Here is a 20,645-nt window from a genome sequence, read left to right on the forward strand (position 1 = left end):
ATCATGACGCAGGATCTATCAGAAGCCCACGTCCGTTCGGGCAAGGTGATGACTGTGACGGGGGCTATTGCCGCCCCCGATCTCGGCCTTACCCTGATGCACGAGCACATTCTCAACGACTGCCGTTGCTGGTGGCATGCGCCGAAGACGCCTGAGCGGCAGTACCTCGCCGACAGCTTCGTCTGCATCGAGATATTGAGCGAGTTGCGTCAGGATCCCTTTGTCAACAAGCACAACATCACGCTCGATGACGAACCGCTCGCCATCACGGAACTTAAGGATTTCGCGAGGCACGGCGGCCACACGGTCGTCGAGCCGACCTGCCAGGGGATCGGCCGCGATCCACGTGCCCTGAAGCGTATCTCGCAGGCCTGCGGGCTCAACATCGTCATGGGTGCCGGCTATTATCTCGGCTCCTCGCATCCAGCCAAGGTGGCCGGGATGACGATCGACGAGATCGCCGACGAGATCGTGCAAGAGGCGACCGTCGGCGTCGACGGCACCGACATCAAGGTCGGGCTGATCGGCGAGATCGGCGTGTCGTCGGATTTCACCGACCAGGAAAAGAAGTCCCTGCGGGCGGCGGCACGCGCCCAAATGCGCACCGGCTTGCCGTTGATGGTTCATCTGCCCGGCTGGTTACGCCTCGGTCACAAGGTGCTCGATATCGCGGAGGAGGAGGGAGCGGAGCTTCGCCATACTGTGCTTTGCCATATGAACCCCTCGCATGACGACCTCGGCTATCAGGGCGAGCTTGCCGCCCGGGACGCCTTCCTCGAATACGACATGATCGGAATGGATTTCTTCTACGCCGATCAGCAGGTGCAGTGCCCGAGCGACGAAGAGGCGGCGCGCGCGATCGTCAAGCTGATCGAACGCGGGCATCTCGATCGCATCCTGCTCTCCCACGACGTCTTCCTGAAGATGATGCTGACGAAGTACGGTGGCAACGGATACGCCTACATCCCCAAGCACTTCCTGCCACGACTGAGGCGGCATGGGGTCACTAACGCGCAGCTCGATATTCTCATGCGGGACAATCCGAGATCGGTATTCGAGGCCAGACCCTGACTGCCGGAGCAATTTACAGAAATGGAAAGAACATGACCAAGAAAGTCCTCCTCGTCGGCGAGAGCTGGATCAGCTCCGCCACTCATTACAAAGGTTTCGACCAGTTCGGCAGCGTCACGTTTCACCTTGGCGCCGAACCGCTGGTGAAGGCGCTGGAAGGCAGCGAATACGAGCTCACCTACATGCCGGCCCATGACGCAGTGGAGAAATTCCCTTTCGAGATGGAAGGTCTTGACGCCTATGACGTCATTATCCTCTCGGATATCGGGGCGAATTCGCTGTTGCTGCCGCCGGCAGTCTGGCTGCATTCCAAGACCGTGCCGAACCGCCTGAAGTTGGTCAAAGCCTGGGTCGAAAAGGGCGGCGGCCTGCTGATGGTCGGCGGCTACTTCTCCTTTCAGGGTATCGACGGCAAGGCACGCTGGCGCCGTACGGCCGTCGAAGACGTGCTGCCGGTGACCTGCCTTCCCTATGACGATCGTGTCGAAATCCCCGAAGGGGCCACTGCTGTCGTCACCAAGGCGGACCATCCGACCGTGGCCGGCATGGGTGGAGAATGGCCGCTGTTGCTCGGCGTCAACGAGGTGGAAGTGCGCGACCGCGCCGATGTCGAGGTTGTCGCCCGTCTGCCTGAGGACCAAGGCGGTCATCCGCTGCTCGTCACCGGCAGTTTCGGCCAGGGCCGCAGCGCCGCCTGGACCTCCGACATCGGACCGCATTGGTTGTCGCCCGCATTCTGCGATTGGGAAGGTTATGGCCGCCTCTGGAAGAATATCCTCGGTTGGCTAAGCGCGTCGCGCTGAGGCAGTGTTGGCTTCTGGCGTGCCTCAGCGCGCCAGGATCGCCTGCAATTCGTCGCTGGTCGGGAAGGCCGACCGGGTGCCGCGGCGGCTGACGGTGAGGGCGGCGGCAGCGGCGGCATGCCTAATGGCACGGGTGTCGAGATCGACGCCGCGCAATGCAGCAGAGGCTAGCGCCACTGCCATGAAGGTGTCGCCTGCACCGGTCGTATCGATAACGCTGGTGGTGACAGCCGGGATTGTGGCTATGGCTGCTCCGTGGCTTGCGAGCAGGGCACCGTCACCGCCGAGCGTCAGTACGACGTGTCGCACGCCGGATTGTAACAGCCGTTCGGCCGCCGCCGTGTCCGATGATCCGGTGAGGCTTTGTGCTTCCCCTCGGTTCAGGAAGGCGATGTCGATCAGGGGCCAGAGATCGCTGAAGTAGCGCTGGAGCGGAGAGGGGTTGAAGGCGGTGACGAGGCCGCGGCGTCTGGCTTCTGCGAGCAGGCCGCGGGTAGTCGCTTCGCTGAGATTGCCCTGCAGGACGATGAGGTCGCCGAAAGCGGCAGTGTCGAGCGCGGCGATCGACTCATCTGGCGTCAGCGAGCCGGCAGAATCGGTGGTGGTAACGATGGCGTTTTCGCCATCCGGCGTGGTGAAGATGATGGAGAAGTCGCTGGAGCGGCCTGCGAGGGTAAGGAGCTTTGCCTCGACCGGTTCCGATGCCAGCTGATTGCGAATGGTCTGGGCGCGGAAATCCTCGCCCACGGCGGCGACCAATGTCGTGGGAAGGCCGGAGCGGGCCATCACCACGGCCTGGTTCGCGCCCTTGCCGCCAAGGTCGCGGGTTTCTTCGCGACCGAGGATCGAAGCCCCCGCTTCCGGCATGGTGGACACAGATATGGTTTCGTCGACGGCGACGTTACCGATGACATGAGCACGTATTTGGGCAGACATGGCTGGCCTTCGAAAGGATGAAAATGCAAACGATATCGGACAACAATTCAAGCGCCATAAGGGAAATATTCGGCAGTGACAAGGCACTGATCGGGATGATCCATTGCCACACCTTCCCAGGCGCCCCCCGCTATCGCGGTGCGGCGATGGACACGATCTACGACGCTGCCATGCGTGACGCCGAGGCTTTGATCGACGGTGGCATGCACGGGTTGATTGTCGAGAACCACGGCGACATTCCCTTCTCCAAGCCGGAGGACATAGGGCCGGAAACCTCCGCCTTCATGTCCGTCGTTACCGATCGCATCGTCCGCGCGACCGGTATTCCGATCGGTATCAACGTGCTGGCGAACGCACCTATTCCGGCTTTCGCTATCGCCATGGCAGGTGGCGCGAAATTCATCCGCGTCAATCAGTGGGCCAATGCCTACGTCGCCAATGAGGGTTTCATGGAGGGGCGGGCGGCAGAGGCGATGCGTTACCGGTCGCTGCTGCGTGCCGAGCATATCAAGGTCTTCGCGGACAGTCATGTGAAGCATGGGGCGCATGCGATCACTGCCGACCGCACGATCGAGGAGCTGACCCGAGATCTTGCCTTCTTCGATGCCGACGCGGTGATCGCCACCGGCCAGCGCACCGGCAATCCGGCGACCGTCGAGGAGATAGAGACGATCGGCGCGGCGACCCATCTACCGCTGCTCGTCGGCTCCGGTGTTACCAACGAGAATATCGTTGAGATCCTGAAGCGCACCAATGGCGTCATCGTCGCGTCCTCGTTGAAGGAAGGCGGCGTCTGGTGGAACCCGGTCGAACCCGCCCGTGTAAAGGCCTTCGTCGAAGTCGCCCGTCCGGCGTTGGAGGGCTGAGATGGTCGAGACGCTTTCCGAGCAGATCCTGCGTGAGAACAAGGGCGTCTTCGATGCGATGGTCGGGCACCGTTTCGTCGAAAACATCAAGGCCGACAAACTGCCGAAGGACGTCTTCGAACGCTACCTCGTGTTCGAGGGCGCGTTCGTCGATACGGCGATCTCGATCTTCGCCTTTGCGGCGGCCAAGGCCGAAACGATCGCCCAGAAACGGTGGCTGAGCGGCGTGCTCGATGCGCTCGCCAACCAGCAGGTCGCCTATTTCGAAAAGACTTTCGCCGAGCGCGGCATCGATCCGGCGGCCTGCGATACGTCCATTCCGGAGGTTGCGGCCTTCCGCGACGGCATGCTAGCGATCTCCCGCGATGGGGGCTATCTGGATACGGTGGCCGCGATGTTCGCCGCCGAGTGGATGTACTGGACCTGGTCGAAAGAGGCCGCCCAGCACAAGATGAGTGACCCGCTGCTTAAGGAATGGGTGGATCTTCATGCGCATGAGGATTTCGCCGCTCAGGCGCGTTGGCTCAAGGCCGAGCTCGACGCTGCGGGCGAGGCGATGGGCCCGGAAGAGCGGTCGCGCCTGAGCGCCATCTTCGGCCGGGCGCAGGCCCTCGAAATCGCGTTTCACGACGCGCCCTACCTCTGAGGGAAAAAGCATGGTCGAGATCGATGGCAACCGCCTCAATGCCAGGCTCGAGGCATTCGCGGCGATCGGCGCCACGCCGAAGGGCGGCGTCAATCGTCAGGCGTTGACCCTGGGAGATCGTCGGGCACGGCGGCTGCTGGCGGAGCTTGGATGGGCGAGAGGTTTTGAGGTCCTCCAGGACCCCATGGCCAATCTCTTCATCCGCCGCGCCGGGCGCGACGAAACCCTACCACCGCTGGTGATCGGCAGCCATCTCGACAGCCAGCCGGCCGGCGGGCGCTTCGACGGCGCACTCGGCACGCTGTCGGCCTTCGAGGTGCTGGAAAGCCTGGAGGACGCCGGTATTGAGACCGAGCATCCGGTCGTCGCAGTGGCCTGGACCAATGAGGAAGGTTGCCGCTTCGCGCCGGGCTGCATGGGTTCCATGGCGTTTGCCGCCGGCGAGATCCCGGCCGAATGGCAGGGGAAGGTTGCGACCGAGGGGGCATCATTTGCCGACGAACTGACGGCGACGATCGAAAGTCTGCCGGAAGCAAAGATCCTTCCGCTCGGTTTTCCGGTCCATGCCTATCTCGAAGTGCATATCGAACAGGGGCCGTCGCTTGCATCCAACGACATTCCGATCGGCGTCGTGAGCGGTATTCAGGGCACGCGTTGGTTGAACGTTACTGTGACCGGCCAGACCGCGCATGCCGGCACGACGGGGCTCAGCTATCGGCGCGACCCTATGCACGCGCTTGCCGCTGCGCTTTCGAGCCTCTATGAAACGACCATGCCTTCGGATCCGGATGCGCGTTTCACGATCGGACGGATTGCGGTCGAACCCGGCTCGGTGAACGCTATCCCCGATGAGGCGCGCTGCACGGTCGACATTCGCCATCCTGATCCTCAACGCCTCGATGAACTCGAGCAACTGGTTGTATCGACCATAGAGAACGAGGCCGACCGGCAGCGTTGTTCGGTTGGTTTTTCGCGATCGTTCGACATGGCGCCCTGCACCTTCGCAACGGATCTGCAGCAGGTGATCGAACAGGCCGCAGCGGTGGTAAACTTCAAAAGTACTCGCATGTTGTCGGGCGCGTTCCACGATGCTTTGTTCGTCAATCGTGTCGCATCAGCGGCGATGATCTTCGTTCCGTGCCGGGACGGACTGAGCCACAACGAGGCGGAATATGTCGAACCTGAACATGCCGTCGCCGGCTGCGTGGTGCTGGCCCAAGCCACGTTGCTTCTCGCCAATCCGACAAGTGCTTGAACATCACGATGAGTGCCGGGATGAGGACGAAGCGGAATGTGCCGCGCGAGATCACGTCGAGGCCATGATGGCGATCGTCGACATTCTGAATACCGAGCGCCGCGGCCTGTGCTAAGGGAGCCTCCGAGGGTTGGTTCCCGCACTAAGCGCTTTACGGTCAGCTCGGCTTCAGTCTTTCAGATCCGCGGTAGCAACATTGTCTGGCGTCGAGATGATCCACAGGCTGCGCAAGCACCAACTGCAAGACGCTCATACTGCCAGCCTGCCGATCGCCAAACAGTTTGCAACGCTCGTTGCCACTATCTAAGCAGCCGCAGAAATCGCCTGGCCTTGCGGATACCTCAATCTTTGCAACAGGCCCGTCAAGTCTGGCAATAGAACCCTTGCTCGCTCATGGCTTCGTGGAATGATGGCACCCGCCCGCGATGGGAAATTCATTGCTGATGCGCGGCTATGCGGTCATTTATGGATGCTAGCTTGCATGGCCCGGCGCCGATAGGTGTGGAAGCCACCTATCTAATGGGTTTTCGCTCGCTTGCAATCCGGTTGCCCTTCGACGTCCTTCCGTCAATCGATTTCGCGCTTCCTCCCCAGGAGCGCAACGCACGCCAGAGCACCGTGTTGTCCGCATAACCGAGCGCCCGTGCGACCTCTGACATTGATATGGTCCGGTCGCCGAGATATTGACCCGCGAGCGTCTGACGGTGTTGCCGGACAAGATCGCGCAGCGACACGCCTTCATCCGCCAGCTTTCGCTGGAGGCTGCGTTGCGACAGCTTGAGGTCAGCGGCAAGAGCACCAACCGTTATCCGTTTGTGGCCGAGATAGATGCCGATCAATGCTTGGACTTTTTCCGTCACCAAATCACTTGTGGCAGTCTTTTCGACAAGATCCTCGATATGCCGCTCCAGTATCGCCACCAGGCTTTTGTCCTCATGGCGGTGAACGCGGTCAGCCTCGGTCCTGCTCATCACAATCCGATTTCCGGATTGTCCGAACAGAATAGGTCCACCAAAAATGCGTTCGAGCGCGTTGGCATCGCGCGGCGCCTGATGTTCAAGCTGGATCTCGATCGGCTGCCAACCGCGCCGAAAGCAAGACCGGACGAGTTGGCAGGAGGCTGCGAGCGTGAATTCGCTATCCTGGCGGCGCGGCCACATCGACGGATCGACGATCCGATAGCTCCAGACGACATCACCATTCTCCTCGAACACGGCCGAACTCGTGGCACCCTGAAGGGCGTTCACATATTTCGACAGCCGCTCGAAGGCTTGCCGGATGGTTGGCGAGAGTGCGAAGAGCATGCCAGTGGGACCGATATCGGCGGGCTTGAAGCCTGTTCCCATTCGCGCGCCGAGAGCGGCGTCACCGGTTGTCGTCGCGGCATCCTCGAACAGCGCGACATAGCGCGCCATCGGCACGACAGCATAGGGATCTTCGAGTTGCGAGCGCAAAATACCGTGCGAGGCCAGCAGCAAGTCTGCTTTCCCTGATTTTTTGTCGATTTGTTGAACCAGTGGGATCAGGACAGAGGCACGAATTGAAGCAATCGCCGACGTACGGTTGATCAAATGCGATGCAGTTGCCGTTTTAGCCATCTCTCAAACACCCTGTGGCGCGAATTATCGATTCATTGGCACAATCTGCAATTTCGAGGCCAAACAGGAGCACCTACCCTCTTCGATAATTGATAAGCAAAAAGGGGTTCGTCATGTCAGTGGAAGCAAGCATACCCGTGAACTTACCCGGTCGTCTGGCGAAGAACTCGGTGGGCCTTGCCCATATCGTGTTCTTCGTCGTTGCCGCCGCCGCGCCGCTCACAGCCGTGGTTGGCGCTTCGCCCGCGGCCTTCGCCTTTGGCAACGGTGCGGGTGTTCCCGGCGCCTTCGTCCTTGCAGGCGTACTCTACCTGCTCTTTTCCGTCGGCTTCACCGCCATGAGCCGCCATGTCGGTGGGGCAGGGGCGTTCTACACCTATATCACCCACGGCATTGGCAAGCCTGCCGGTGTTGGCGGCGCCATGATCGCGCTACTGACCTATAGCACCGTTCAGATCGCGGTCTACGCACTGTTCGGCGTCTTCATGGCTGGCGCCATCGCGCCGCTCGGGCCGGATCTGCCCTGGTGGGTCTGGTCGTTTGCCACACTTGTAGTGGTCATGGTCTGCGGTCAGCGCAACATTGCTTTTTCCGGCGCGATCCTTGGTGTCTGCATGATCGCCGAAATCGCCATTCTGCTGCTGCTCGATCTCGGTATCCTTTTTACCGGCGGAGGGCCGGAAGGTATGGGGCTCTCCTCATTCGCGCCTACGTCTGTGTTTGCGCCCGGCATTGGCGTTGCTCTCGTCTTCGTCATAGGTTCCTTCATCGGTTTCGAAGCCACAGCAATCTTCGGCGAAGAGGCGGAAAATCCGGAAAAGACCATTCCACGCGCGACCTATGTTGCGGTCCTCTTGATCACGTTGTTTTATGCCTTCTCCACCTGGGCGATCGTGCAGTTCTACGGCCCGACCAAGGTTCAAGCGACGGCTGCGGCCAGTCTCGAAAGCTTCTATTTCGTCGCCTCGGACACGGTGCTCGGCGCGTGGGCAAGTCAGGTTATGAACGTGCTGCTGATCACAAGCCTGTTTGCCTGCATTCTCTCTTTTCACAACACGCTCAACCGATATTTCTTTGCGCTCGGCCGCGAAGGTCTTGTCTTCAAGGTGCTGGGCAAAGTGCATGAAAAACACGGTTCTCCCTATATTGCCGGTTTCGTGCAAAGCGCCATCGCGGCCGCTATCCTGATCCTCTTCCTGCTCGCGGGCGCCGATCCCTATACGGTCGTCTTCTCGTGGATGTCGGCATTGGCTGTCATCGGTATTCTCGCCGTGCAGGTCCTTGTTTCTGTCGCCATCATCATGTTCTTCCGCAAGACCAAAACGAAGCATGGTCTTTGGACGACAATGGTGGCGCCGGCGCTGGCACTTGTCGGCCTGCTCGGCTCTCTCTGGCTGGTCATCTCGAACCTGTCGCTTCTTTCCGGGAGCGAAAGCCTGATCGTTGCGGCCTTTCCCCATGCCGTGATCATTGTTGGTTTGCTGGGCGCCGCCTTCGCCATACAGATCAAGAAGAGCCGCCCCGAACTCTACGCTTCCCTCGGAAAGGTCTTTGAATGAGTGCGCTTGCCCAATTCGCACCTTCCGACCGAATGCTTGCGCTCATGGTCGCAATCTTCACCGTTGCCACGCTGCTGATCGCTACCGAGGCGCATGCGTTCTGCTCGCTCGCCTGCATGCATGCCGACCATATGGCGGGCATTGAAATCTGCTCAAGCCGGGCCTCGGACTGACGCTGCCCGGAAAACACGGCGCGTCTTTGCGCGCCACTCTCCTCCATCAACACGAAAGGCAAAGACATGGACGCTGCTGTCGCTGTCACCCATCCGCTCGACCCGCTGAGCCTCGCCGAAATTGCCGCCGCGGTGGCCGTGCTGAAGGCGGAAAAGTTCCTCGCCGAGACAGTCCGGTTTCCAATCATCCGGCTTGAGGAACCAACCAAGGCGGATCTCGCCGCCCATCGCACCGGCGACCCGCTTCCCCGCCTGGCCTTCCTTCTGGCGTTGGATATCAGCAACGGCGGAACCTTCGAGGGCATCGTCAATCTCACCTCGAGCAAGCTCGCGTCCTATGTACGGCTGCCCGTTGATGAAATGCCCTATGGCCAACCGCCGGTCATGCTCTGCGAATTCGAAACCGTCGAAGGCACGGTGAAGTCGGATCCGCGCTGGATTGCCGCCGTCAAGAAGCGCGGCATTACGGACGAGGATATTCCGCTCATCCAGATCGACCCTTTCTCGTCCGGCTATTTCGGCCGTGATTTTGAAAAGGGCAAACGCATTGTCCGTGCCGTGTCCTACTGGCGCGAAGACATTCGCGATAACGGCTACTCCCATCCGATCGAAGGTGTAGTTGCTGTCGTCGATCTGGTTTCCAATCAGGTGGTTGATCTCGTCGATGACGAGAAAATCATTCCGGTCCCGAAGACGAAGCACAATTACGGCCGCGAAACCTTCCCCGAAGTCCGGGCCGATCTAAAACCTCTGCATATCGTCCAGCCTGATGGCCCAAGCTTCACTGTAGATGGCTGGAGGGTTGAGTGGCAGAACTGGAGTTTCCGCATTGGCTTCACACCACGTGAGGGTCTTGTGCTGCACGAGCTCGGCATCAAAGATCAGGGCAAGCACCGGCCGGTGATCTTTCGTGCAAGCGTCACTGAAATGGTGGTGCCCTATGCCGACCCGACCGCCAACCATTACTGGAAGAGCGCCTTCGATGCCGGTGAATACGGTCTCGGCCGCCTTGCTAACTGCCTGGCGCTCGGCTGTGACTGCCTGGGGCATATCCACTATTTCGATGTGCCGGCAGCGGACGATTTCGGTCAGCCGTTCCTGATGAAGAATGCAATCTGCATGCATGAGGAGGATTACGGCATCCTTTGGAAGCATTACGAATTCCGCAACGGCATCTTCGAGGTGCGCCGCTCGCGCCGGCTCGTCATTTCGTTCTTCGCTACAGTCGGGAATTACGATTACGGATTCTACTGGTACCTCTATCAGGATGGTACGATCCAGTTGGAGGCCAAGCTGACAGGCATCATTCAGACCGCAGCCTTGGCACCAGGCGAGACCTATCAATGGGGCGGCATGGTCGATGACAATCTCGGAGGTCCGACCCACCAGCATTTTTTCAACGCGCGCCTCCACATGGATGTCGACGGCGGCGGCAACACCGTCACCGAACATGATTTTGTGGCCCGTCCCTGGGGCGACGATAATCCCTACGGCAATGTCTTCGACACCAAGACGCGCGTACTGAAGCGGGAACTCGACTCACCCGCCCTCGCCAATGGCGAAACCGGCCGTTACTGGAAGGTGCAGAACCCGAATTTAACAAACAGCGTCGGCAAGGCGCCCGGCTACAAGATTGTCATCATGCCGTCGCCGATCATGCTCGCCCAGCCGGAGTCAACCGTTGCTCAGCGCGGCGGCTTTGCCAAGAAACACATCTGGGTGACCGCTTTTGATGAGAAGGAGAAATATGCGAGCGGCGATTACCCGAACGTGCATGCCGGCGGCGACGGTCTGCCGGCCTATATCCAACAGAACCGCCCGATCGAGAACGCCGACATCGTTCTCTGGCATTCCTTTGGTCACACGCATGTCTGCAAGCCCGAGGATTTTCCGATCATGCCGACGGAATATGCGGGCTTTGCGCTAAAGCCGAACGGTTTCTTCGCCGCCAACATTGCGATGGACCTACCCGCCGACCAGAACGCGCGCAGCGTCGATAATCGCGAACAACTTGTTGCTAAAGACACCGGGACCGGCTCCTGCTGCCACGAGTAAAGTTCACAAATTGACTGGATGAAATTCGTCTATAATTCAATAGATGCAAAGAACCGCGCTGCGGAAGCGGCGGTAGTCAGAGGTTTTCTATTCCACTCAATTGCTTCGGCGATGAACCGAAGCTTCGCCCTTGCAAAAGAGCTCGGGCCATTCCGAGCGAGACGATTGTGCATGAGCTTGCCTGCAGCTGCCCGAACTGCGGAGGGATCGTCTTCAGCAAGATGGGCACGGACGGGCGCGGTCGGCCAGGCGCAAGCCTCCCAGGCCGGCGCTGTAACGTTAACAGAGAAGCGATGACAATGTGGGATCCGGTTCTATGACCAGAATTGCACGTGATCGTCCCTATCGTTGCCATCGGTTTCCGGCGGACGTGATTGCCCATGCAGTGTGGCTCTATTCCGCTCAGTGCAGATGGTCGAGGATATGCTGGCAGCGCGTGGCGTCATCGTCTGTCAACAGTCCGCGAGGCTCTTTGCTGAGAAATTCGGCAGACACTTTGCCAATGATATTCGGAAGCGATCGGCCGACAGGCTCGATGACAAATGGCACCTGGATGAGGTCGTCATCACCCTCACGGGCAAGAAGAACTGGCTCTGGCGCGCCGTCGAGGAGGACGGCATCGTCCTTGACGTCTGGTGCAAAGCCGCCGCAATGCCAAGGCCGCAAAGCGTTTGATCCGAAAGCTTCTGAAAGGGCAAGGCCGTTCGCCCCGCGCGATGATCACCGATAAGCTTCGATCCTACGGTGCAGCGAAGCGCCAGATCATGCCCGGCGTCGAGCATCGCTCGCACAAGGGGCTGAACAATCGGGCGGAAAACTCTCGTCAGCCGGTTCGACGCAGGGAAAGGATCATGAAGCGCTTCAAGTCAGCTCGGCAGGTTCAGCGCTTCGTTTCGATCCACGACCCGATCGCCAATCTCTTTCGAATTCCTCGCCGCGAAGTTCCCTGCGCCCACCATCGCGAACTGCGAGCAACCGCCCTGGCAGCGTGGCGTCAAATCGCGCCTATTCGTACCGCCTGAACCAAGGCGCCAATACAAATATTTACTGCGCGGCATTAAGTTCACGCTGCCGCCATGCGATTCTCCAATGACTGACAAGGCAGTGGAGAACCTTATGAACTTTCCAGCAACTGGAAGGTCAAGCGGAAAGTTCGGCAAATTTGGCGGGAGAAGCCTGCACAAAGACAAATGGCCTGCCGGAGGGCAGGCCATAGTCAACTGCAAGGATAATGGCAGATACTGAAATACTACTCGAAACAAATTCCGCATCTTGCCAGATTATAAAAGCACGACCGGGCGTTGATTACACTTCAGACAAAAGCGGTAAGTGGGCCTACCATTCGGTGAAGAGATCAGTTCTTGCGAGGCTGCTCTTGTTCGTCATCAGGCACATCATCAGCCTGGTGCACCAAGAGGATTCCCAGAGCCCTGGCGGATTCTCGGGGCAGGGCATAGTGCAGCCACCCAAAGCGCGGGTCACGAATGTGGAGAAGCGATTCTCCAAGCAACGCGTCGGGTTCCGAATACCAACGAGGATCGAGCACGGCATTGACCATCTGGCCGCCTTTCCAAGTCTCCTGGTGCGGCGGGGGCATCTCTGCCCTGATTTGACCGACACTGTCGATGAGCCTTGATAGCGAATCTGCGTCAAGTACGAACGCGACCGGTGGATCTGTCGGAAAGGTGATCGACAAGGTCTTGAGCTCGTCGTCGAGCTCCCACCGCGGCTCCTCGCTGTTGCTCATGCTCACCTCTTTTTAGCCGCACCAGGACGATGCAGTGTTGGACGAAGACAACGCAAACAAGGAAAAACCGACTACGATCGGTGATCAAAGCCAATGCAATCATCCGATTTAGGCTCAGCTAATATAGGCGCAACTTATCTTTGAAGGCACGTACACCCTTGGATGTAGTCACCTAACCCCGACGGTCGAGTTTGTCGGTCAATCGACAAAGACGCCGACGCTTGCTGCCCTGCCCATTGCGTCAATCACGGTGAGCTTTGAGTAGCCGCCGCCATCTGGCATCCACTGATTGGTGCGACGGCGGGAGATATCGGGCAAAGGCTTGCCGTTGGCGAGCCAGCGGAAGGGGGCTCGTCCGCCCTGCAGTTTCAGCGTCAGGGGCGAGAGATCGCCGCTCTTTGCCCCAAGCTCGACATGCGCACCCTCGGGCGGATAGACGATCTGCGGCGCCGGTTCGCGGCCGGAAGTTGCCAACAGGCCACTTGGATTGATGGCGAAGCGACGTTGGCTGATCGGCAGCTCGACCTGGGCGATCCGCATTGCTCCCAATGGCGGACGGGGGAGGGGCGTCGTCGCGATCCCTGATTTTGCAAAGCCTTCAAAGAGGATGGGGGCCGCAGTGCCGTAGCCCGTTAATCCCGGCACGGCGCCATTGTCGGGGCGGCCGACCCAGACCCCGAGCACGTAGCGTCCGTCATAACCGACGGACCAGGCATCGCGATAGCCGTAGCTGGTCCCCGTCTTGTAGGCGATCCCCCGTTTTGGCGCGCCGGCCGGCGGAAGGACGCCCGAGAGGATATCGGCGACATTCCAGACGGCCACCGGATCAAGCATGCCCTCGCCATTTATCTTGCCAGGCCGGTCGTTGACGCCATCGCCGATGCGCACAGGCTGGCCGCGGTTGGCGAGCGCGGTGTAGAGCTGGACCAGATCCTTCAGCGTGACGCCGAGGCCACCGAGACCGATTGCCAGGCCGGGTGTTTCGTTCGGGGGCAATAGCGGACGCACCTCGGCATGGCGAAAACGGATGAGCAGCTTTGCCGGATTGACGGCGTCGAGCAGCTTTACCGCCGGGACATTGAGGGACAATTGCAGCGCTTCGCGCACCGTGACATCGCCCTGATAGCTCATGTCGAAATTTCGCGGGCGGTAGCCAAAAAAATCAGCCGGTCGGTCCTCGATGATTGTTTCCTGGCTTACGAGACCTTCTTCGAACGCGAGGCCATAGATGAACGGTTTCAGCGTGGAACCCGGTGAGCGGCTGGCGCGTGTCATGTCGATCCAGCCCGAACGGCTGGCGTCGAAGTAGTCGGCCGAGCCAACCTCGCCGACAATGTCGCCCGTCTGTGCATCGGCCATAACCATGGCGATCGACAGCTTCGGGCCGAGTTTCAGGGCGGAGGCGCTCGCAACGGCTTCCAATCCTGCCTGCACCTGCTTCTTCAGGGTGGTCTGGTATTGGAGTGTCTTCGGATCCTTGCGGCGTGCTGCTTCGGCCACATGCGGTGCGAGCGCCGGAAGCTGCAGGCGTTGAGACGGCACCGGCACGATTTCTGCACGCTCGGCTTCTCCCGCACCGACAGCCTCGGCGACGGCGACACGTTCCAGGACACGTTTGCGCGCCGCCTCGGCGGCCGCCAAGTTACGGTCCGGGCGACGCTTTTCCGGCAACTGCGGCAGCGCCACAAGGAGGGCGGCTTCGGCGACCGTCAACCGCCGTGGTTCTTTCCCGAAATAGGCAAGGCTTGCCGCCCGTACGCCCTCGAGATTGCCGCCATAGGGCGCATGCGTCAGATAGAGATCGAGGATCTGCTCCTTGGACAGGCGTCTCTCAATCTGGATGGCGCGGGCCATCTGGAGAAGCTTCGCAGACAGCGAGCGGCCCTGGCGTGGCTCGATGAGCCGGGCGACCTGCATCGATAGGGTCGATGCGCCGGAGACGATGCGGCCATTGGTGACGAGTTGTACCGCGGCGCGTCCGATTGCCTGCACATCGACACCGGCATGGGTGTAGAACCGCCGGTCTTCGTAGGCGACAAGCATCTTGAGGAATTGCGGATCGACATCGGCCGACGTGGTCTTCAGACGCCAGAGACCTTCGGGGGTTGCGAAGGCGCGCAGCAATTGACCATCCGCGTCGAGCACTTCCGCAGAGACCGTGTCTGCCCTGTCGAGTGGCGGGGGATAGGCCCGGTCGGCGGCATCGATCAAGACCAGCCCGACGCCGGCAAGGAGGATGCCGGCGACGCTTCCGATCGCGAGCTTCTTCTTCGCTCTCATTTCGGCGCTGCGGTGACCTCCATCTTGCCGGTCGCCGTACGCGCAGAAAGCTGCGGCCGATACATGTCCTCGACGACGGCTGCCGGATGATCATAGGTGCCGGGCGTGACTGCGCGTACGACATAGGCGACGTTGATTTCGCGATTGTCGTCCGCAGAGCGGTTGAACGCGGCCACGAAACGGTCGTTGCGGAATTCCGTATGGGCGGCGGTCACCTCGCCGATCCAGTCGAAATTCGTCAGTTGGGCGCTGTCAACAAGGCTTGGATTGTCGATCTGGAAGCCGGCCGGCAGCAGATCCGTGACGACGATGCGTGACGGCCAGTTGTTGCCTTCCGTGATGTGCAGGACGACAACATAGCGTTCGTTCTGCTTCGCCTCGGTGACATTCGCCTGCTCACCATCCATCGTGTAGTAGGTGCGCTCGATGGCAAAGCCATCGCCGCCTGCAGGCAGCGGCGCGACGGGAGCGGCCACCGTCGTGACGACAGCCGAGACGGGCTCGCCGGTCTGGTTGGTGAGCGTGAGTGCGTTGCCCATCAAGGCGTCGCCGGTCATCTTCGCCATATAGGCGCCGTTGTGCAGCGCGCCGTTGACGTCGATCTTGATCGAATCGTCGCCGCCCTGGATGGCACGCGCGGCAAGCAGCATCCAGGCCTGTTCCTGGGTGCTCGTATATTTACTGCGGTTCCATTCCTTGGCGACAGCCTTCGCGAGTTCCGGCACCACGGGCGGGACGGGCCGGCTTTCGGCCGCCAGAGCAAGGATTGCAGCGCCATCCCGCAGGATCGAGCCATAGTCCGTTCGCGAAAAATTGACGCGCGTAACCATCGACTGTTCCGACATCTGCAAAGCGTCGACGAAGATGTTCTTCGAGCGGGTTGCATCGCCATAAAGCGCCAGCGACGCGGCGATATGAGCCTTGGCAAGTGGCGTGGGGAAATCGTTGATCATCGTATCGGCATAGTAGCGAAGATCGCTGATTGCGGCTTTCTTGTTGCGGGCGAGAACATAGAGTGCATAGGCGATCTGGTCGCCCTGATCCTTGACATTGACGTCATAGCTCAGCGCGTTCTGAAGGTTCTCCAGCGCCTGCACAAAAGCGCGATCCGGTACGTCATATTTCTGTTCGCGCGCGCGCGTCAGGAAATCGGTGACATAGGAATCGAGCCAGAGATCGCCGCTATCAGGCCCCCAGAGGCCGAAGCTTCCGGCCGAGGCTTGATACGAAAGGACCCGGTAAATTGCGTCCTGAACGCGTTTCTTGACATCGGCGTCATCTTCAAGGCCGGTCTGCTTGGCAAGTTCGCTCAGATAAAGCAGCGGCAGGGCACGGCTCGTCGTCTGCTCGGCGCAGCCGAATGGGTAGCGGTCGAGCGACATCAGCAGAGCGGGAATGTCGAAGGCGGCCGAACGCGTGACGCTGACGCTGACGGAGGCGCCTGGTAGCACGCTGTCTGCCAACAACGCCTTGTCGACTGTCAGCTTGGTGGATGGATTGAGCGCCAGCACGCGGCGTTCGGTCATCGGCAGAACAGCTGGTCGCACGGTGACGTCCACGGTCTGATCCAGCGACAGGTCCGCTGCATCAGAGAGATTGATCGAAATGCTGCCATTGCCCGGCTGCTTGCCAGTGACGGCGAGTGTCAGGGCTGACTTCGCACCGGCCTCGAGATGGATCGTCTGCAAAGCCTCGTCAACGCCCACCGCGTCGCTGCCGGCAACGGTCAGTTTAAAGTCGCCTGCTGGCGCGTCGGTATTGGCAATATCGAGGCGAAGCTCGGACCTATCTCCGGGTGCGAGGAAGCGCGGCAGGCTAGCCGTTACGACGACCGGATCGCGAATGATGACATCCTTCGTCGCATGGCCAACGCCGGCCTTGGACCAGGCAACTGCCATCACGCGAGCTGTGCCGTTAAACTGCGGAATGTCGAAGCTGACATTCGCCTTGCCCTCGGCATCAAGTTTCACGGGGCCGGAGAAGAAGGCAACCAGCTTTTGCGTCGGCGGGCTCCCCTGAAGTGCTACGGCACCTCCGTCACCACCCGTCCTGAGCTTACCGGTGGCGCCAAGCGAGCCGTCAATCAGCCGTCCGTAGAGGTCGCGGATCTCGAGACCGAGCTGGCGTTGGCCGAAATACCAGTCTTCGGGGTTCGGCGGCTCGTATCGCGTCAGATTGAGAATCCCAACGTCCACGGCAGCAACGGTCACATAGGCGTCCTCGTTGGCGCCCGCACCGGCAACGGCAAGGGTGATCGGCAGCGGAGCGCGCGGCAGCATCTTTTCCGGTGCGGCGATCGCAACCAGCAACGCACGCTCTGCCGGGTCGACCTTCAGCCATTTCACGCCAATGGCGCGCATCGGCATGTGGCTGTCCTGGGCGTCGCCGGGGCGGAACAATGTGGCGGTAACGTAAGCGCCGGCACCCCAATTTGAGGTGACCGGAATATCGACCTCGCCACCATTCTCGCCAATTGACGCGTTCTGGACGGCGACGAGATTTTCCGTGCCGGCTGCGATCATCAATTCGCCCGCATAGCGCGACGAGACCTTCAGCTTTGCCGTCTCGCCGATCTTGTAGCTGTCCTTGTCCAGCGCGATCTCGAGCCCATCAGGCGTCTCCGTCGATGTTGCCTGGACGAACCATCCTGCATCGAACTCCACACTTGAAGCAGGGCCGTCGGTCTCAGTGCTTTCGACTTCGAGCCGGTAGCGCCCCCAAGCAACGGGAGAGGATATCTTTGCTCCGTCGAGAGACGCATCGACATTGCCGTTTGCAACCTGCTCGGCGGTGTAGATCGGCTCATATTTCCAGGCCGTTCCGTCGCGATACCATTGGTAGTCGCGGTTCAGCTTGTAAAGCTTCCAGCGCAGGCCGCTCATCGCCTGCTTCTCGCTGTCGGCGCCAACGCCGATGACGGTGAAGTTGGCGATCGAATTTTCGCCGAGGTCACCCGAGAATTCCGGCTTGATGCCGATCGTCGGGCCCTGGTTCTTGACGGGAAGAACGAGCGAACGCTCGATGGCGCGACCGCCGGCTTCCTGCATCCGGATATAGACGGTGGCATTGAGAAGCTGCGTCGTTGCCGGTAGGTCGCCGACAGTCAGCTCGGTAATACCCTCGCCATTCTCGTCAAGCTCGGGGAGGCCTTCGATTGTCTGGCGTGTGTCTTCACTGGCCTCCTCGTCGGCGAGGCCGAAGAAGTAGCCGGGGAAGGCGTCTGCCTGGCGGGTCGGCTTGATCACGACATCGCCTTCGAGCGAGAGCCCCGCAGCCGGTGCGCCATAGAGATACTTACCGCTGATGCTGATTGTCGCGGGCGTTTCCGGACCGATGACCTTCGCCTCGGTCTTGATCTCCATGTCCGTGCGATCGGGCACGAAGTCATCGACAAGGAAGGTTTTCGTCGCGATCGGCGAGCCCTTCGGGTCAGTGTGAATGTTTATCGTCCAGGTGCCACGCATGGCGTTTTCCTGAACGGGCACGTTGATGGCATAGCCGCCGACATTGCTGGTCTGGCTGACGATCCGGCGCTCCTCGACGCCATCGGGGCGCAGGAAGATGAAGGTCAGCGGCAGGTTCTCGATGGCATTCCCATCGGTGTCGCGGGCAAGCGCTGCAGCATGCACAGTCTCGCCGGCGCGATAGATGCCGCGCTCTGTCCAGCTCAGGATATCGATGGCGCCGGGCGAAGCACGGCCAGTGACGCCGCGATCGGAGAGATCAAAGCCCGCGCGCGTCATATCGAGGAAGACGTAGTCGGCGTCACCTTTCCTGGCGGTGATAACAGCAGGCGTCAGGGCGGCCGTTGCACGCATCAGACCAGCCGTGAAAGACGCCCGACCATTCTCATCCGTCGTCGCGGTTGCGAGCACTTCATTGTTTTTCGCCAGGAGCTGCAGCTCAACGCCAGCGATCGGCTTTGCCGAGGCGAGTGAGCGGGTGAACACGTTGAGGCCATCCGTCCCCGCATACGTCGTGATGCCGATATCGGAAACGACGAACCATTGCGTCGCCTGCGCATTCCAGTCCTGGTCCGGGGCGTTCGGTGCGGTTGCCGTCAACACATAGACACCGGGCTTGCGCTCGGGCAGTGCCTCATCCACCGGGAAGCTTGTGACGGCGTCCTTGTTGAGATCGTTGGCAACATCGATCGAGCCTTGCCAGACCAGTTCGCCGCTCTCGTCTTCGATCCGCTGTGCACTATAGCCGTCGAGCTGGGTCAGGAACTGCGAACTCGTCAACAGCGGTGCGATGCCACGATCACCGACGCGGTAGAGCTTGAGATTGGCCGACGTCATGTTGACGGAAACGATCGGGATCCCGCGTCGCGCCGTCGACGGCAGGACGAAGCTGTCACCAGTGAAGCGCACGCTGGCGGTGCGATCCTTGACGTAGATATCGAGGCTGACGGGGGCCTCGAGGACCTCGTCGACCGAAGAGGGCAGGCCGGTGCGGAAGGTGATCTTATAATTTTCGCCGTGGGTCAGCCCCTCGACGCAAACCTGCTTGTCCTTGGTTTCGAGCGCTTTGGGGGCAGCCCCGTTCAATGTCACGAAGGGCGTGTAGTCCAGGGTCTTGACCAGGGTTTCGGAGAATGTCGCGCAGGCGCGCGGATTGGCACTGTCTGCATCGACTGTATGTTCGGTAATGCGGAAGCCTTCAGTCGATTTCAACTGCAGGAACGCGGCCTGGATCTCCCTTGAGTTCACCAGTGCCAAGCTCGCCTTGTAGGCGTTGAGGGCGGCGCGATAATTGGTGTTCTTGTCGAGCGCGGCAGCGAGCACCGAAAGCGCCTCGGCACGGCGCGAGGTTGTCCGCGTCAACTCATAGCCGTTCACTGCTGCCAGTACGGCCTGTCCGTAGATTTCGCTGCCGTTGTTGTCGTCGGTCTTGGCGAAGCTGTCGGCGGCGCGTGCCATTTCCAACCAGAGATCGGCGTTGTCGGGGGAAAGAGCGAGCGCACTGCGGAAGGACTTTACAGCGTCGATGACATTGCCTGCCGTCAGGTCGAGGCGGCCGTTGGCGATCAGGCTGTCGGCGCTCTGGCCCTGTTGATCGTCGGCCACTTCAAGGTTGGCCTTGTCGTTGCGCGCCTGTTGGATGACATCGCCGGACAGGAAGCTGAGGCGGGGGGCGGGGCCGATATCCGGCTCCTGCTTTGCGGCGGTGGTCTCGACGATCTTGCCGGCGATGGCGCCCGGGAAGGCGTTCATCGTCTTGAAATCGGACTTCAGGAAGCACCACTTCACCTTCGGATTGTAGGTGAAGGCTTTGCAGGACTTGTCACCGATGCATGACGCCTTGCACTGGTCGAGCGTAAGGTTCTGTTCGGTCCGCAGATCGAAGCCGAAGTAATCGGCGTCCTGGATCGTCTGGATCTCGCGTCTCGTGTCTGCCGCGAACGCGGGAAGGCTTGCGGTGATCGATGCGAGAGCAACGGCGGCAATGGTGAAAAACGCGCGTACAGACATAGGTCCCCCCAAGGTGCTGGCGCTGGTCCGGGGTGCACTCTCCGCACTCCACAACCGGTTGTCAACTCGGCCAAAGCGCTGTTTCAAAAATGCGCGAAGCGCTGCCGTAGCGCGCTTATCTGGGCGTTAGGTACCGGCTTTTGATTTGCTTGGTGGGAGGCCGTGCACCATCGTTGCGTCAA

13 protein-coding genes and 2 pseudogenes are annotated in these 20,645 nt (G+C 60.5%); 10 read left to right on the top strand and 5 right to left on the bottom strand.

Translation table 11 applies throughout. The features are described 5' to 3' along the window. The first annotated feature begins 3 nt into the window (after positions 1 to 3). Both FHX09_RS19370 and FHX09_RS19375 read left to right on the top strand, forming a co-directional pair. Entirely contained in the window at positions 4 to 1,071 is a 1,068-nt protein-coding gene (locus tag FHX09_RS19370; protein ID WP_132590324.1) for a phosphotriesterase, read from the top strand. A gap of 32 nt (positions 1,072 to 1,103) precedes the next feature. Next, positions 1,104 to 1,874, top strand: a complete 771-nt coding sequence (locus FHX09_RS19375; protein ID WP_132590322.1) for a glutamine amidotransferase — start codon at positions 1,104 to 1,106, stop codon at positions 1,872 to 1,874. Positions 1,875 to 1,898: 24 nt separating this feature from the next. Here FHX09_RS19375 and FHX09_RS19380 read toward each other — a convergent pair whose 3' ends face one another. Next, positions 1,899 to 2,798 carry a ribokinase gene (locus tag FHX09_RS19380; RefSeq protein WP_183720764.1) on the bottom strand — a complete coding sequence of 300 codons (900 nt, stop codon included), beginning with the start codon at positions 2,796 to 2,798 and terminating at the stop codon, positions 1,899 to 1,901. A gap of 35 nt (positions 2,799 to 2,833) precedes the next feature. On the opposite strand from FHX09_RS19380, the gene FHX09_RS19385 reads away from it, so the two are divergent. The 4 genes and pseudogenes from FHX09_RS19385 to FHX09_RS29990 all read left to right on the top strand — a co-directional run. Then, the gene (locus FHX09_RS19385) at positions 2,834 to 3,676 is read left to right on the top strand and encodes a BtpA/SgcQ family protein (protein ID WP_132590318.1); all 843 of its coding nucleotides are present in this window, start codon (positions 2,834 to 2,836) and stop codon (positions 3,674 to 3,676) included. Between the two features lies 1 nt (position 3,677). After that, the gene (locus FHX09_RS19390) at positions 3,678 to 4,322 is read left to right on the top strand and encodes a TenA family protein (protein WP_132590316.1); all 645 of its coding nucleotides are present in this window, start codon (positions 3,678 to 3,680) and stop codon (positions 4,320 to 4,322) included. A gap of 10 nt (positions 4,323 to 4,332) precedes the next feature. Then, positions 4,333 to 5,577, top strand: a complete 1,245-nt coding sequence (locus FHX09_RS19395) for a Zn-dependent hydrolase (protein WP_132590314.1) — start codon at positions 4,333 to 4,335, stop codon at positions 5,575 to 5,577. A 169-nt stretch (positions 5,578 to 5,746) separates the two neighbouring features. Beyond that, positions 5,747 to 5,884 (top strand): annotated as a pseudogene (locus tag FHX09_RS29990) (IS6 family transposase); the annotation flags it as partial. A 205-nt stretch (positions 5,885 to 6,089) separates the two neighbouring features. On the opposite strand, the gene FHX09_RS19400 reads toward FHX09_RS29990, so the two are convergent. Then, entirely contained in the window at positions 6,090 to 7,175 is a 1,086-nt protein-coding gene (locus FHX09_RS19400; protein WP_132590312.1) for an AraC family transcriptional regulator, read from the bottom strand. 113 nt (positions 7,176 to 7,288) lie between these two features. On the opposite strand from FHX09_RS19400, the gene FHX09_RS19405 reads away from it, so the two are divergent. The 4 genes and pseudogenes from FHX09_RS19405 to FHX09_RS19420 all read left to right on the top strand — a co-directional run bounded on the left by FHX09_RS19405 (position 7,289) and on the right by FHX09_RS19420 (position 11,984). Further along, positions 7,289 to 8,734 carry an APC family permease gene (locus tag FHX09_RS19405; RefSeq protein ID WP_132590310.1) on the top strand — a complete coding sequence of 482 codons (1,446 nt, stop codon included), beginning with the start codon at positions 7,289 to 7,291 and terminating at the stop codon, positions 8,732 to 8,734. Then, a complete protein-coding gene (locus tag FHX09_RS19410) occupies positions 8,731 to 8,907 on the top strand; it encodes a hypothetical protein (RefSeq protein ID WP_165933107.1) in 177 nt (58 codons plus the stop codon). The genes FHX09_RS19405 and FHX09_RS19410 overlap by 4 nt, the downstream gene beginning before the upstream one ends. A gap of 66 nt (positions 8,908 to 8,973) precedes the next feature. Next, positions 8,974 to 10,962: a primary-amine oxidase gene (locus FHX09_RS19415; protein WP_132590308.1), complete on the top strand. Its 1,989-nt coding sequence runs from the start codon at positions 8,974 to 8,976 to the stop codon at positions 10,960 to 10,962. Positions 10,963 to 11,278: 316 nt separating this feature from the next. Then, positions 11,279 to 11,984 (top strand): annotated as a pseudogene (locus tag FHX09_RS19420) (IS6 family transposase). Positions 11,985 to 12,316: 332 nt separating this feature from the next. Here FHX09_RS19420 and FHX09_RS19425 read toward each other — a convergent pair. The 3 genes from FHX09_RS19425 to FHX09_RS19435 all read right to left on the bottom strand — a co-directional run bounded on the left by FHX09_RS19425 (position 12,317) and on the right by FHX09_RS19435 (position 20,463). Then, entirely contained in the window at positions 12,317 to 12,709 is a 393-nt protein-coding gene (locus FHX09_RS19425) for a hypothetical protein (protein WP_132590306.1), read from the bottom strand. A 198-nt stretch (positions 12,710 to 12,907) separates the two neighbouring features. After that, positions 12,908 to 14,989 carry a penicillin-binding protein 1C gene (gene pbpC, locus FHX09_RS19430; protein ID WP_132590304.1) on the bottom strand — a complete coding sequence of 694 codons (2,082 nt, stop codon included), beginning with the start codon at positions 14,987 to 14,989 and terminating at the stop codon, positions 12,908 to 12,910. Next, positions 14,986 to 20,463, bottom strand: coding sequence for an alpha-2-macroglobulin family protein (locus FHX09_RS19435; RefSeq protein ID WP_184450520.1), 5,478 nt, complete (start codon positions 20,461 to 20,463; stop codon positions 14,986 to 14,988). The genes pbpC and FHX09_RS19435 overlap by 4 nt, the downstream gene beginning before the upstream one ends. Positions 20,464 to 20,645 lie beyond the last annotated feature (182 nt).

The sequence above is a fragment of the Rhizobium sp. BK538 genome (assembly GCF_014197575.1).
Taxonomy (GTDB): Bacteria; Pseudomonadota; Alphaproteobacteria; order Rhizobiales; family Rhizobiaceae; genus Rhizobium.